This window comes from Streptomyces sp. NBC_01214 (genome assembly GCF_026340975.1).
GTDB lineage: Bacteria > Actinomycetota > Actinomycetes > Streptomycetales > Streptomycetaceae > Streptomyces.
The window spans coordinates 1,019,011-1,032,573 of sequence record NZ_JAPEOS010000002.1 but is presented as its reverse complement, the minus strand read 5'-3'; the positions used below and the strand labels follow the sequence as shown (position 1 = coordinate 1,032,573).

The window sequence follows — 13,563 nt, the reverse complement described above, 5'->3', positions numbered from 1 at the left end:
CCACACGCCCTCTGACCCGCGCCTCCCGCGCGGGTCAGAGGTCCGTCCGCAGCCGCAGCACCTCCGGCGGCGGGTGTCGGGTCGAGGCGTGCCGGACCTCGGCCGTGAGCGGTGGGTCGAGCGCCCGGAAGGGGACCTCCCCGAGCCCGATCGCCGTGACCGTGGCCAGGGCCGACGGGGCCGCCCCGCGGGCGGCCACTTCGGCCGCCACCTGCGCACGCAGCGCCGCGCTCAGCGGGCTCGACACCAGCGGGCTCTCGTCCCCGACCGGCAGGACGAGCACCAGTGCGAGCGGGCGGCGCGGGGTGCCGGTGTAGCCGACCACCGCCGCGTCCCGGACGTCGGTGTGCCGCAGCTTCTGCCAGCCGCGCCGCCCGGCCGGGTAGGCCTGGTCCAGCCGTTTCACGACGAGGCCCTCGATCCCGCTGGCGGGCAGGGTCTCGTACCAGGTGGCGGCCAGTTCCGGATCGGTCGTCATCGGCACCGGTTGCAGCGGCGGCCCCAGCGGCAGCAGCAGGTCGACGAGGAGGGCCCGGCGGCGCTCGTACGGGCGGCCGCGCAGGTCCAGTCCGGCCAGTTCCAGCACGTCGAAGGCGGCGTACGAGGCGGGCAGGCGCTGCGCGAGTACGGCGGCCCGGGCCGCGGTGGCCGCCGCCCGCCGCTGCACCAGGGCGAAGTCCGTACGCCCCGCGTGCCAGACCACCACCTCACCGTCCAGGACCGTGTCGGCGGGCAGCAGCAGCGCGGCCGCGGCCAGGTCGGGGAAGGCGCTGGTCACGATCCGGCCGGAGCGCGCCTGGAGCGTCACGTCGGTCGCCGTGCGCAGCACGACGAGCCGGTGGCCGTCGAACTTCGGCTCGTACGCCAGTCCCGCCCCGCGCGGCAGGGTGCTTACGGCGGCGGCCAGCGCGACGCGGATCACGGCCGGGTCCCGGGGGGCCCGGGGAGCGGGCGGGCCCGCGCGGGGTCGGTCAGCGGGCCGAAGAGGTCCCCGTCGCGGGCGAGCCTCGGGGCGATGTCGTCGGCGAGGAAGACGAGCCCGGCGGCGGTCCGGCAGGCTTCGACCTCTTCCCAGGACACGGGCGCGGACACGGCCGGCCGGGCCCGCGCGCGCAGGGTGTAGGGGGCCGCGGTGGTCTTGGCAGCGGCGTTCTGACTGTGGTCGACGAACACCTTGCCGGGGCGCAGGGCCTTGGCCATGCGGTGGACGACCAGGTCGGGGAGCTCGCGCTCGGCCTCCTGGGCGAGCCGCTTCGCGTACGCGGAGACCTGATCGGACGGGGTCGGCTCCAGCGGCACGGCCAGGTGCATGCCCTTGGAGCCGGAGGTCTTGGCGTAGGCGTGCAGGCCGTCGGCGGCGAGCCGCCCGCGCAGCCAGAGCGCGGCGGTGCAGCACTCGACGACGGTGGCGGGCGGGCCGGGGTCGAGGTCGAGGACCATGCGGTCGGCGAGGGCGGGGTGGCCGGCGGTCCACTGGGGGGTGTGGAACTCCACGACGAGGTTGGCGGACCACATGAGGGTGGCCATGTCGGCGACGACCACCTGGGCGGCGGAGAGGTCCTCGGAGCGCGGCACGGGGGTGGTCCTCACCCAGTCGGGCGTGCCGGGCGGCGGGTTCTTGGTGAAGAAGAGCTGCCCGTCCGGTCCGTCGGGATAGCGCAGGAAGGACACCGGTCGGTCGTGGATGTGGGCGAGCAGCGGGCCCGCGACGGTGGCGTAGTAGTGCAACACCTCGCCCTTGGTGAAGCCGGTCTCCGGGTACAGGACCTTGTCGAGATTGCTGAGCGCGATGCGACGGCCCTCCACCAATATGATCGGCGTCATACGATGAGACTGCCACGAAACAGGAGGAACCGTGCGATCCATATGGAACGGGGCGATCTCCTTCGGCCTGGTCAGCATCCCGATCAAGCTCGTGAACGCCACCGAGAGCCACTCGATCTCCTTCCGCCAGATCCATGTGAGTGACGGCGGGCGCGTCCGGTACCGCAAGGTGTGCGAGCTGGACGGCGAGGAAGTGCCGAGCGCCGAGATCGGCAAGGGGTACGAGGAGGCCGACGGGTCGATCGTCCCGATCACGGACGAGGACCTGGCGCAGCTGCCGCTGGCGACCGCGAAGACGATCGAGATCATGTCGTTCGTACCGGCGGAAGAGATCGATCCGCTACAGCTGGACGCGGCGTACTACCTCGCGGCGAACGGTGCGACGGCGGCGAAGCCGTACACGCTGCTCCGGGAGGCGCTCAAGCGGAGCCGGAAGGTCGCGATCGCCAAGTACGCGCTGCGGGGGCGGGAGCGGCTGGGCATGCTGCGCGTCGTGGACGACGTGATCGCGATGCACGGGCTGCTCTGGCCGGACGAGATCCGGGCGCCGGAGGGGGTGGCGCCGGAGGTCGCGGTGTCCGTACGGGACGCCGAACTCGACCTGGCGGACGCGCTGATGGCGACGCTGGGAGAGGTGGAGATGGCCTCGCTACACGATGACTACCGGGAGGCCGTGGAGGCGCTGATCGTGGCGAAGTCGGGCGGGGCGTTCGAGCCGACGGAGGCCGTGGTGGAGCCGGCCGGCGGGCAAGTGATCGACCTGATGGCGGCGTTGGAGAAGAGCGTGCGGGCGGCGAAGGCTTCCCGGGGGGAGGCGGGGGCGGCTGGCGGGGCGGAGGCGGAGGCGCAGGTCACGCCGATTCGGCGGAAGGCCGGTGCGGGTGCCGGTGCGGGTGCGGGTGCGGCTGCGGTTGCGCCGAAGGCGGTCGGCGGGAAGAAGTCGACGGCGGCTTCGGCCAAGAAGACGGCGGCTTCGGCTGCGACAAAGAAGAAGGCGACGACCACGGGCAAGGCGGCTGCCGGCAAGTCCACTTCGGGTGCGGCGGCGACCAAGAGCACGACCAAGAGCACGGCGAAGAGCACGGCGAAGAGCACGGCGAAGAAGACCGGTGCGGCGGCTGCGAAGAAGGCTGCGACGCCGCGGAAGCGGACCTCCGCCTGAGCCTGAGCCGGAGTTGTGGCGGGGGCGGGGCGGGCCTGCGGCGCTTTCCCCTACCCGCCCCTTCCCGAAACCGGGGCTCCGCCCCAGACCCCGCGCCTCAAACGCCGGCGAGGCTGGGAAGCGCCCGGAACGCGCGGCGGAAGGGCAAGGGGGGGCCCCGAACGCCGGCGGGGCTGGAAGGCGCCCGGAGCGCGCGGCGGAAGGGCGAGGGTGGGGCGGCTCGAACGCCGGCGGGGCTGGATTACGTGTGCGCGGGGCTCAGAGTGTGGTGGGGGTGAGCCAGGTGGTGGTGTCGCGGGCGCGGGCGAAGAGGGCCTCGGCTTCCGGGGGTTTGAGCGTCGTGGGGGATGCCACGAGGCTCGAGGTCGCCGTCGGGGACTGGAGGATGCGGATGTCGCGCACGGTGGGGGCCGTCTCGACCCGCGCGGCGTCGACCAGCGCCAGCGCCGGGGTGACCTTGGCGGCCAGGGCCGCCGTGGCGAAGGCCGCCGCGCGGCGGATCCAGCGGGGGTCCGGGCGGGGTTCCGTGCGGCCCACCGTGAGCAGGAGGTCGCCGATCACCGCGCGTTGGCGGCGGCCCGGGACCGTACGCACGCAGAAGATCCCCGCCGGGCCGATGAGCAGGTGGTCGATGCGGCCCAAGCCCGGGAGCGGTACGCAGTGCAGGGTCCGCCAGCCTTCGGGTTCCAGGGCGTCGAAGGCGTCGCCCATCCGCTGCTGCGCGGTCAGGTCCTGGCGCAGCCGGTGCCGGGCCCTGGTGCCCGCCGGGCCGTGTTCCAGTTCGCCCAGCAGGGTCTCCCCCGGGCGGTTGGGGGCCAGGTCCGCGTCCGGCGGCAGCACGAGGCGTCGCAGGTCGGAGGCGGTGGGGACCGGGGGCGGGCCGATCGAGACCGTCCCGCTCAAGTAGGGGCGGAGCGCCGCCAGGATCGCCTCGCGGTGGTCGTCCGCGAGGACGCTGATCCGGTTGGCCTGCCGGTCGTACCAGGCCACCGCCTGCCCGTCGGGCAGATTGACGTACAGCCGGCCGCGGCCGGGCCGGCCGCTCGGCAGTACCTTGAGTCCGCGCATCGCCCTCACCCCCGCCGTCCATGGGAGCAGCCGGGGCGCCGCAGGGCAATCCCTCGGATGTGTAACGACTCCGACGGAACGTTGCGACCCCGCTGTTACACGAACGGGGCGCTGCCGCAACGGCCGGGCCCTAGGTTTGACGCACCTGGATGGCCCAGGCCCTGACCGGCACCGAAGGACTTCTCCGTGAGCACCGTCAGCCGCCGCACTCTCGTTCGCGCCGCCGCCGTGACCGCATGCGCCGGAAGTCTGCTGGCCCTGCCCACCGCCGCCGCCCTGGCCGAGGGAGTCCCCGCGGCCTCGTCCGCGCACTCCGCGGCCCCGCAGTCGATCCTCGTCAAGAGCCTCTCGCTCGCGGACGGGGTCTCCACGGCGAAGGTCTACCGCACGGCGAACGGGGGCTACCAGGCCGAGATCCTGGCGGCCGACGGCACCAAGGCGGCCACCTTGACCAGCCGTGACGGGGTCACCGCCTTCGGCGGTCACGGGGACCTGCACGCGGCACTGGACTCCTCCGGGCGGCTGACCTCCTGGGTGGGCGACGTCCCGGCCCAGGGCGGCGACCACACCGTGGCGGGCGACGGTCACAAGACCGGGACCCGCAACGAGACCCGAGACGAGACCCGAGACGACGCCCGCGGCGGGCAGGTCGTCCCGGCCTCCGTTCCGCGGAAGGCGTCCACCGGGGACACCCACGTCGTCGCCGACGGCTCCGGCAGTGGGCGGCGGCTGAGTACGCTGGCGGACGGGCCGGGCGACGGTGTGCTGCTGCTCGGCGCCGCCGGCGGGATCGCAGCCGTCGGCGCCGCGGGGCTGGGCTTCGCGATGCTGCGCCGAGGGCGCACGGACAGCTGACACCGCCGGGTAAAACGGCTGTACCTCCGCATATGGTTGGCGGGATCGACCGTCGGGCTATCGCGGGCAGAAGGGCACAAGGGTTGTGAACAGGTTGCGCTTGCGTATCTCCGCGCGCCCGCTGCTCCCCTTCCTCGCACTGGTCCCGCTGCTGGCGGGCTGCGGGGACACGGGCGGGCTGGTGAGCGCCGGTTCCACGCCGACCGCGAGCGGACCCGTACACCTGTGGCCCGACCGCCGCGGGGCGTCCGTACCGCCCGCCGATCCGGGTGGGGCCCCGCCCGAGTACGTCAAGGGGATCCCGCCGGTCCGCAACCAGGACGTGCACGCCGTCGACCCGGTGGCCCTCGTCCAGGCCGAACTGCGCGCGCATCCGGACACCGAGGTCGGCGCGGACGGGATGCCGGCCCGCACGGTGGCCGCGATCCAGGAGTGCCCGAAGGACGAGGACGTGAAGGAGCCGGAGGCGTGCCCGGTGCTGAAGCCGTACTACCGGGACCTCACGGGCAACGGCAAGGACGAGCTGATCGTCGGCATCGAGTTCCCGGACAAGATGATGTCCGTACGGGTGTACACGGCCGACCCGGACGGGCGGCTCAACCGGATCATGGCGACCACGGAGACCGTCATCACGGTGGAGCTGGCCGGGCGTGACGTGATCCTGCGGGTGCCCAGCGGCAACCGCGGCTACGAGCTGATCACCGCCTGGTCCTGGGACGAGAGGCAGCTCACCATGCTGCCGACGCGCGAGCAGATCGTACGGGTGCCCGGCAATCAGGGGCCTCCGGGCAGCCGGGAGCCCGCTCCCGTGCCGGGCCGGCCGTGAGACCCGTGCGGCTGCCCTCCTGGACGGCCACGCTGACCTGGAAGTCGGCGTGCTTCATCGTGGTGATGTGCTGCTCTCTGGCGGCCGTGCTGGGCGCCCTCGTGCACGTGGAGGTGACCCGGCAGACGGTGGCCACGGCGCGGGAGAAGGCGCTCGCCAAACTGCTGGAGGTCTCGCGCGCGTACGAGGCGGGCGAGCCCCTTCCGCGCGGTTCCTGGCTGGACCCCGTCGGCCTGCCGCCCGAGCTGCGGACGCTCGCCGTCAGCGGGCGCCGGGGCACGCTGGTGGCGGACCACCGGGGCCGCCCGACCATGTGGGCGGCGGGCCCGGCGGACGGCCGCGCCCTGGCGACCACCGTCGACTACGGGCAGAGCGCGCGCACGATCAGCGGGCTGGACAACGCGATCATCGGCTCCTCGCTGCTGGCGATCGGCGGCACGCTGCTGGTCGGCGCCTTTGCGGTGACCCGGGTGACCCGGCGCCTGCACCTGACGGCGGCCGTGGCCCGGCGGATCACCCAGGGCGACCTCGACGCGCGGGTGGACGACTCGCGGACGAGGACCCCCTCGCGGCACCAGGACGAGGTGGCGACGGTGGCCGCGGCGCTGGACACCATGGCCGGGAGCCTGCAGTCGAAGCTGGAGAGCGAGCGGCGGTTCACGGCGGACGTGGCGCACGAGCTGCGCACCCCGCTGACGGGCCTGCAGGCGGCGTCGGAGCTGTTGCCCGAGGGGCGGCCGACGGAGCTGGTGCGCGAGCGGGTACGGACGATGCGGCAGCTGACGGAGGACCTGCTGGAGATCTCCCTGCTGGACTCGGGCAGCGAGGTGGTGGAGAGCGATCTGCACCAGCTGGGGCGGCTGGTACGCCGGGTGGTGCGGGCGTCCGGGACGGACTCGGAGGTGGTGGTCGTCCGCGACGCGCACGTGGAGACGGACCGGCGGAGGCTGGAACGGGTGCTCGGGAACCTGGTGGCCAACGCCCACAAGCACGGGCGGCCACCGGTGGTGCTGACGGTGGACGGGCCGGTGGTGACCGTACGGGACCACGGGGACGGGTTCCCCGAGTACCTGACGGCGCACGGCCCGCAGCGCTTCCGCAGCGGGGGCAAGGGCCACGGGCTGGGGCTGACCATCGCCGTGGGGCAGGCGGGGGTGATCGGGGCGCGGCTGGAGTTCCGGGTGGCGGAGGGCGGCGGCGGGCTGGCGGTCCTGACCCTCCCCCACGAGGTACCGGCGCAGGCGCCGTAGCCCCCTCCGCCCGAAGCACCCGCCGGCGGGACGCGCGGCGGGAAGCGCCGGCGGGGTCCGGTGGGTGCCAGGGACGTCAGGGACGTCAGGGAGGCGGCACCTTCGTCCAGGGCCAGCGGATCTTGGGCTTGGTGCCCGCGGGGCGGAAGTCGTACTTCCACCCCTTCTGCAGGCCGAGCCGCTTGGAGTACCCCGCGGGGACGCGTTCGTACAGCAGCACCGTCGGCGGGCCGCCGTCCGGTGCCGGGACGGGGATCTCGTACCACTTCGGGGGGTGTCCGGTCGGGCCGAGGAGGACGGGGAGGACCCGGCCGTCCATCGGGCCGCCCTCGAACGGGGTCGGTTGGCTTCTCACCCCATCAGTGTCACAGCAGGTGGGCGGCCTCGGACACCACCGGGATCACGCGGCGGGCCAGGACCCCGACCGGGCCGTCCGCCGTTTCCAGGGCGAGGGCGGCCCGGGCGGCCGCGGCCGTCTCCGGGTCCGTGGCGGCGGTGGCCGTCAGCAGGGCGATGAACTGGTCCAGCAGCCAGTCCCGGAGCTGTTCGACCTCGGGCTGCTTGCCCTCGTCGATCCAGATGAGGGAGGCCCCCTCGACGGCCGTGATCCACGTACGGACCATCATGCGCAGCCGGGGGCCGGGGTCCGGTACGCCCAGGTGGAAGAGGATCTGCTCGGCGGCGGCCCGCCGGATGCCGTCGACCGTCGCCGTGGTGCGGGAGGTCTCCACGACGCTGCCGCCCTGCAGGAGGGCGGCGAAACCGGCGTCGTGTTCGTCGACGAAGGCGAGGTAGCGGTCCAGGGCCCGGGACAGACGCCGGGTCAGGGGCCCTTGCTGGGGTTCGGCGAAGCACAGTTCGAGGACGTCGGCGGCCGAGCGGAGGGCGGCCTCGTAGAGCTGCTGCTTGCCGCCCGGGAAGTAGCGGTAGACGAGCGGGCGGGACACCCCGGCGGCCTCGGCGACGTCGTCGAGCGAGACCTCTTCCGGCGCCCGGTGCGCGAACAGCGAGAGGGCGGCGTCGAGGAGTTGGGCCCGCCGCTCCTCGACGCTCAGCCTGCGGTACGCGCGTACGGTCATGTCCGCAGGGTAGCCCCGCGGCCGCCGGACGCGTGGGTGTCCGGACGATCAGCCCCGTTCCGGACCCGCGTCCGTGTTCCGTCCACGTCCATGTCCGCACCCATGTCCGCGTCCACGTCCGCACCCATGTCCATGTCCGCGTCCATGGCCGCGTCCGCGTCCCGGTCGAGTTCGGTCCCCGCCCGAGTGCGCTTCTTGTCCGGCCACGGGTGCGGGGCTCGTCCGGTCCCCAGTGCTGTCCGGTTCCGGTCCCGCCCCGGTGCGGGTCGTGTGCCGGTCACGGCCCCGGGTCGGCCGGTCCCGCCCCGGCCCGGTGAGGGCCAGCCCCAGTGAGGGCCAGACCCTGTGCGGTCCGGTGCCGGCCGACGCGTCCGGCCCGCCGACCCCCGCAGCTACGCCAGCAGCCCCGAGCTCTGCCAGAGCCTGCGACCGACCCCGCGCAGCACACCGATGTCGTCGAGGAAGTCGGTGAGCCGCTTCGCTCCGCTCTGCATGACCTCGCGGCGGTGGCCGCTCGCCTTCACCTGGGCGACGGCCTCACGGCGGTCCAGACCGACGTTGTCGTAGACGGCCGGGTTCACGAAGGCCAGCGAGAAGACGCGGGCGGCCTCGCCGCAGCTGATCCGGGTGAGTTCCTGTTCCCAGCGCGGGGCCGTCAGCATCTGGCGGCGCAGTTCCTCGCGGGCGTACCGGACGTGCCGGGCCTCCTCGATGACGTGGATCCGGGTGACGCCGCGGACCAGCGGCTGGACGCGCTCGTCGGGGAAGGTCAGGCGCTGCATCCAGTCGAGGATCTCCTCGCCGAGGAGGGTGCAGGCGAAGGAGCCGGGGGTGGTGGAGACGGTCTTCAGGATCCGCGCGAGGTTGTGGTTGAGGCGGGAGACCGGGTACTCGGGGGCGCCGGCCTTCTGGATCATGCGGGCGAACATCATCGAGTGGCGGCACTCGTCGGCGATCTCGGTGAGCGCGTAGCGGACGTGCTTGCTGGTCAGGGACTTGTCGTAGATGTGCCGGACCATGAGCTGCATGAGGATGATCTCGAACCAGATGCCGAGCGAGCCGAGCGCCGCCGCCTCGTGGCGGGAGAGGTCGATGCGCTGCTCCTCCCCCATCTTCTTCCACAGCGGGGTGTCGTAGAGGGAGAGGAGTTCCGGCGGCCAGTAGTACTTGCCCTCGATCGCCGGGGCGTCCCAGTCGAGTTCCTTGTCGGGGTCGAAGGAGTGCTTGGCCGAGGATTCGAGCAGTCGCTCGGCTATCTGCTCGCGGTCCTTGAGCAGGCCGAGGGCGTCCCGCAGCGCAGCTCGTTCGGTCACGGTCGTCATGGGTTCGGACACCTCGTCGTCGAGTTACCGGCGGTCACTTCTTATGAGACTGCTTGTCAGCAAGGTCGTCAATCCCTCGCGCACGACTTGTTGACCCCGTGTCTACGAACGTGTGACGCTGCCAACTGTCCGGTCCCACACGGCAGTACGTGAGACGAAGGGGCGTCAGTGTCGACGCACGAGCTCTACACCGGGAACCCGGGCGAGCCGGTCTGGCAGGTTCCCGCCGCCGGCTCCGCCCGCTTCAGCTGGGAGTACGCCGACGGCCGCGAGCGGCTCCTGGCGCTCTACCAGAAGGGCAAGGACAAGCAGTGGGACGGCGCCAAGCGCATCGACTGGGGCATCGAGGTGGACCCCTACGACCCGCTGGGCACCCCCGACGAGGCCCTGCCGCTGTACGGGACGCGGCACTGGGACAAGCTCACCGCGAAGGACCGGGGCGAGCTGCGCCGGCACTACGCCTCCTGGAACTTCAGCCAGTTCCTGCACGGCGAACAGGGCGCGATGGTGTGCGCGGCGCGCATCGTGGAGTCGGTGCCGGACCTGGACGCGAAGTTCTACTCCGCCACGCAGACCATGGACGAGGCCCGGCACGCCGAGGTCTTCGGGCGCTTCCTGCACGACAAGGTCGGGATGCTGTACCCGATCAACGACAGCCTCCAAGGGCTGCTCGGCGACACCCTGCGCGACTCCCGCTGGGACATGCCGTACCTGGGCATGCAGGTGCTCATCGAGGGGCTGGCGCTGGCCGCCTTCGGCATGATCCGCGACACGACCACCAAGCCGCTGCCCAAGCAGCTCCTGGCGTACGTGATGCAGGACGAGGCCCGGCACGTGGCCTTCGGGCGGATGGCGCTGCGCGACTACTACAAGCAGCTGACGGACGCCGAGCTGCGCGAGCGCGAGGAGTTCGTGATCGAGGGCTGCTACCTGATGCGGGACCGGCTGCTCGGGGTGGAGGTGCTGGAGAACTTCGGGATCGCGGCCAAGGAAGCGGCGCTGATCAGTGAGCAGTCGGGGTTCCTGCACCTGTTCCGCAAGCTGTTGTTCAGCAGGATCGTGCCGTGCGTCAAGGACATCGGGCTGTGGGGCGAGCGGTTGCAGCGGGCCTATCTCGACCTCGGCGTCTTCGACCTGGGCGACTCGAACCTGGACCTGCTGATGAGCCAGGACGAGGAGATCGCCGAGGCCCTCGACCGCGAGCGGTTCGCGGCCGAGGAGTCGGCGCGGGTGGCGGAGGTCGAGGCCACCATCGCCGACGGGTCGGCCGCCTCCTGAGTCGTGTCACGGCGCCGCCCCCGACGCGCCCGGGCGGCGGGGGCGGGTGTCAGCCGGTGGCCAGCGCCGCCTCCATCACCGCCCGCGCGATCGGCGCCGCCGCGCCGTTGCCGCTGATGTCACCCCGGTCCGCCGACGCGTCCTCGACCACCACCGCGACCGCCACCCGGGGCAGCGCCGCACCCTCGGCCCTGGCCCAGGAGATGAACCAGGCGTACGGGGTGCCCGCGTTGCCGACCCCGTGCTGAGCGGTGCCCGTCTTGCCGCCGACCACCGCGCCCCGGATCGCGGCGTTGCGGCCCGTCCCGTTCTCTACCACCTTGACCATCAGCTCCTGCAGCCGGACGGCGGTGGCCGGGTTCATCGCCCGGCCCAGGCTGCGCTGGTCGCCGCGCCGGACCTGGGAACCGTCGTTCTGGGTCGTCCGTTCCACCAGGTAGGGGTACTTGAGCTCGCCGCCGTTCGCGACGGCCGCGGCCACCATCGCCATCTGTAGCGGTGTCGCCGTGGTGTTGAACTGTCCGATCGAGGAAAGGGCCAGCTGGTCCTGGCTCATGTCGGTGTCGAAGTTCGACCGGGACACCCACGAGGGCACGCGCAGCCCCCCGTCGTTGAAGCCGAAGCGGCGCGCCGCCTCCACCATCCCGCGCAGCCCGACCTGTACCCCGATCTTCGCCATCACCGTGTTGCAGGACCACTGCACCGCGTCCGCCATCGAGGCGTCCTCGCAGCCGGTGCCCGCGTTCGGCAGCAGGGTGCTGGTCCCGGGCAGCCGGTAGGGGTCGGGGGTCCGGGTCGGCGCGTCCACGTCGGTGACCACGCCCGCGTCGAGGGCGGCCGCAGCCGTCACGATCTTGAAGGTGGAGCCGGGCGGGTACGTCTCGCGCAGCGCCCGGTTGAGCATCGGCCGGGCGGGGTCCGCGTTCAGGGCGGACCAGGCCTCCTTGGCCTTCGTACCCGTACCGGAGAGCGCGGCGGGATCGTACGAGGGGCTGCTGACCAGCGCGAGGATCTTCCCGGTGGCCGGCTCGACGGCGGCCACCGCGCCGCGCTTGCCCGCGAGCCCGGCGTACGCGGCGAGCTGCATGCCGGAACGGACGGTGGTGGCGGCATTCCCGCCGGCGGGGCGGCCGCGGGCCAGTTCGTACCAGAGCGGGAAGGCGGAGAGCCCGGGGTCGGTGCCCGACAGGATCGCGTCCTCGGCGCGCTCGACGAAGCTGGTCCCGTAGGTCTGGGAGGAGAAGCCGGTGACCGGCGCGTAGAGCGGACCGTTCGCGTACGTCCTTTCGTAGCGCAGCAACTGGCCGCTGTCGCGGGAGCCGGTGACGGGGCGCCCGTCGACCAGGATGTCTCCCCGGGGTTCGGCGTAGCGCTCGATGGCGGGGCGTTTGTTGGCCGGGTTCGCGCCGTAGGCGGCGGACTCCCAGACCTGCACGCGGGCGATGTTGACCAGCAGGGCGACCAGCAGGAGGGCGCAGAAGTACGCGCACCAGCGGATGTAGCGGATCACTCGGCCGGCTCCTTCGCGGGGCGGGGGCTGCGGGCGCTGTCGCTGAGCCGGACCAGCAGGGCGACGATGATCCAGTTGGTGACGACGGAGGAGCCGCCCTGCGCGAGGAAGGGCATGGCCATGCCGGTGAGCGGGATCAGGCCGGTGACGCCGCCCGCGATGACGAACACCTGGAGCGCGACGATCGAGGCGAGCCCGGTGGCGAGCAGCCGCCCGAAGGGGTCGCGCAGGGCGAGCCCGGCGCGGAAGCCGCGGGCGACGAGCAGCCCGTAGAGGAGCAGGATCGCGGCGAGGCCGACGAACCCGAGCTCCTCGCCGGCGGTGGCGAGGACGAAGTCCGACTTGGCGGCGAAGCCGATGAGGAAGGACTGGCCGTGGCCGAGGCCGGCGCCGAGCAGGCCGCCGGCACCGAAGGCGAAGAGGGACTGGGCGAGCTGGCCCGGGCCCTCGCCACGTTCGATGGAGGCGAAGGGGTTCAGCCAGTCGTCCACCCGGCCGTGCACGTGCGGTTCGAAGGTCCCGACGGCGTACGCGCCGAGGGCGGCGAGCAGCAGCCCGATCGCGATCCAGCCGATCCGCCCGGTGGCGGTGAACAGCATGATCACGAACAGTCCGAAGAACAGCAGCGAGGTGCCCAGGTCCCGCTCCAGGACCAGCACGCCGACGCTGAGCAGCCAGATCGCCAGGATCGGGCCGAGGACGCGGCCGGGGAGGAGCCGGAGCTTCCAGAAGAGCCGGCGGCCGGTGAGGGCGAGCGCGGTGCGGTTCGCGGCGAGGTAGGCGGCGAAGAACACCGCGAGCAGGATCTTGGCGAACTCCCCCGGCTGGAAGGAGAGCCCGGCGAACCGGATCCAGATGTGCGCGCCGTTGACCGCCGGGAAGAAGACGGGGACCAGCATCAGGGCGAGGGCCACCGCGACGGAGAGGTACGCGTAGCGCTGGAGCACCCGGTGGTCGCCGAGCAGCGCGACGACCAGCACGAAGAGCGCCACGCCCAGGGCGGACCACAGGAGCTGGTCCCCGGCGGTGAGGTGCCCGGGGGTGGTCACGTCGAGGCGCTGGATGAGGACGAGGCCGAGGCCGTTGAGGAGGGCGGCGATGGGGAGCAGGAGGGGATCGGCGTACGGGGCCCGCAGGCGGACGGCGAGGTGCGCGAGCAGGGCGGCGACGCACAGACCGGTGGCGTAGCGGGCGGCGGGGCCGGGGACGTGGCCGGTGGTCGCGAGGCCGACGTAGAGGTGACCGAGGACGGAGATCAGGACGGCTCCGGCGAGGAGGGTCAGCTCGATGCCGCGCCGTTTGGGGGCGCCGGCGCCCGGGGGCGGGGGCGGGGCGGGCTCCGCCACCTTTGCCGTCAGAGCGGTCATACACCGAAACGTAGCAAGCGGG

General features: G+C 72.9%; 13 protein-coding genes. 5 read left to right on the top strand and 8 right to left on the bottom strand.

Features of this window, described 5'->3' with window-relative positions; genetic code table 11:
* Positions 1-34: 34 nt before the first annotated feature.
* Both OG594_RS29710 and ligD read right to left on the bottom strand, forming a co-directional pair.
* A complete protein-coding gene (locus OG594_RS29710; protein WP_266606625.1) occupies positions 35-919 on the bottom strand; it encodes an ATP-dependent DNA ligase in 885 nt (294 codons plus the stop codon).
* Positions 919-1,824 carry a non-homologous end-joining DNA ligase gene (ligD, locus tag OG594_RS29705; protein ID WP_266604934.1) on the bottom strand — a complete coding sequence of 302 codons (906 nt, stop codon included), beginning with the start codon at positions 1,822-1,824 and terminating at the stop codon, positions 919-921. Before ligD ends, OG594_RS29710 begins: the two co-directional genes overlap by 1 nt.
* 31 nt (positions 1,825-1,855) lie before the next feature.
* On the opposite strand from ligD, the gene OG594_RS29700 reads away from it, so the two are divergent.
* The gene (locus OG594_RS29700) at positions 1,856-2,986 is read left to right on the top strand and encodes a Ku protein (protein WP_266604933.1); all 1,131 of its coding nucleotides are present in this window, start codon (positions 1,856-1,858) and stop codon (positions 2,984-2,986) included.
* Positions 2,987-3,244: 258 nt separating this feature from the next.
* Here the strand turns inward: OG594_RS29700 and OG594_RS29695 are convergent, their stop codons facing one another.
* Positions 3,245-4,054 carry a nuclease-related domain-containing protein gene (locus tag OG594_RS29695; protein WP_266604932.1) on the bottom strand — a complete coding sequence of 270 codons (810 nt, stop codon included), beginning with the start codon at positions 4,052-4,054 and terminating at the stop codon, positions 3,245-3,247.
* A 186-nt stretch (positions 4,055-4,240) separates the two neighbouring features.
* On the opposite strand from OG594_RS29695, the gene OG594_RS29690 reads away from it, so the two are divergent.
* The 3 genes from OG594_RS29690 (at position 4,241) to OG594_RS29680 (ending at position 6,985) form a co-directional block, all read left to right on the top strand.
* Complete coding sequence (locus tag OG594_RS29690; RefSeq protein ID WP_266604927.1) at positions 4,241-4,909, top strand: hypothetical protein; 669 nt, start codon at positions 4,241-4,243, stop codon at positions 4,907-4,909.
* A gap of 100 nt (positions 4,910-5,009) precedes the next feature.
* Complete coding sequence (locus OG594_RS29685; protein WP_266604925.1) at positions 5,010-5,735, top strand: hypothetical protein; 726 nt, start codon at positions 5,010-5,012, stop codon at positions 5,733-5,735.
* Positions 5,732-6,985: a HAMP domain-containing sensor histidine kinase gene (locus OG594_RS29680; RefSeq protein ID WP_266604923.1), complete on the top strand. Its 1,254-nt coding sequence runs from the start codon at positions 5,732-5,734 to the stop codon at positions 6,983-6,985. The genes OG594_RS29685 and OG594_RS29680 overlap by 4 nt, the downstream gene beginning before the upstream one ends.
* A gap of 85 nt (positions 6,986-7,070) precedes the next feature.
* On the opposite strand, the gene OG594_RS29675 is transcribed toward OG594_RS29680, so the two are convergent.
* From OG594_RS29675 to OG594_RS29665, 3 genes are all read right to left on the bottom strand, one after another.
* Positions 7,071-7,340 carry a hypothetical protein gene (locus OG594_RS29675; RefSeq protein WP_266604921.1) on the bottom strand — a complete coding sequence of 90 codons (270 nt, stop codon included), beginning with the start codon at positions 7,338-7,340 and terminating at the stop codon, positions 7,071-7,073.
* A 10-nt stretch (positions 7,341-7,350) separates the two neighbouring features.
* The gene (locus OG594_RS29670; RefSeq protein ID WP_266604919.1) at positions 7,351-8,064 is read right to left on the bottom strand and encodes a TetR/AcrR family transcriptional regulator; all 714 of its coding nucleotides are present in this window, start codon (positions 8,062-8,064) and stop codon (positions 7,351-7,353) included.
* Between the two features lie 392 nt (positions 8,065-8,456).
* Positions 8,457-9,386, bottom strand: coding sequence for a diiron oxygenase (locus tag OG594_RS29665; protein ID WP_266604917.1), 930 nt, complete (start codon positions 9,384-9,386; stop codon positions 8,457-8,459).
* Between the two features lie 168 nt (positions 9,387-9,554).
* On the opposite strand from OG594_RS29665, the gene OG594_RS29660 reads away from it, so the two are divergent.
* Positions 9,555-10,664 (top strand): ferritin-like domain-containing protein, encoded by a 1,110-nt coding sequence (locus OG594_RS29660; RefSeq protein ID WP_266604915.1) that lies wholly within the window; start codon positions 9,555-9,557, stop codon positions 10,662-10,664.
* A 49-nt stretch (positions 10,665-10,713) separates the two neighbouring features.
* On the opposite strand, the gene OG594_RS29655 is transcribed toward OG594_RS29660, so the two are convergent.
* Both OG594_RS29655 and OG594_RS29650 read right to left on the bottom strand, forming a co-directional pair.
* Positions 10,714-12,174, bottom strand: coding sequence for a penicillin-binding transpeptidase domain-containing protein (locus OG594_RS29655; protein WP_266604913.1), 1,461 nt, complete (start codon positions 12,172-12,174; stop codon positions 10,714-10,716).
* Positions 12,171-13,541: an FtsW/RodA/SpoVE family cell cycle protein gene (locus tag OG594_RS29650; RefSeq protein ID WP_266604911.1), complete on the bottom strand. Its 1,371-nt coding sequence runs from the start codon at positions 13,539-13,541 to the stop codon at positions 12,171-12,173. The genes OG594_RS29655 and OG594_RS29650 overlap by 4 nt, the downstream gene beginning before the upstream one ends.
* Between the last annotated feature and the right edge of the window lie 22 nt (positions 13,542-13,563).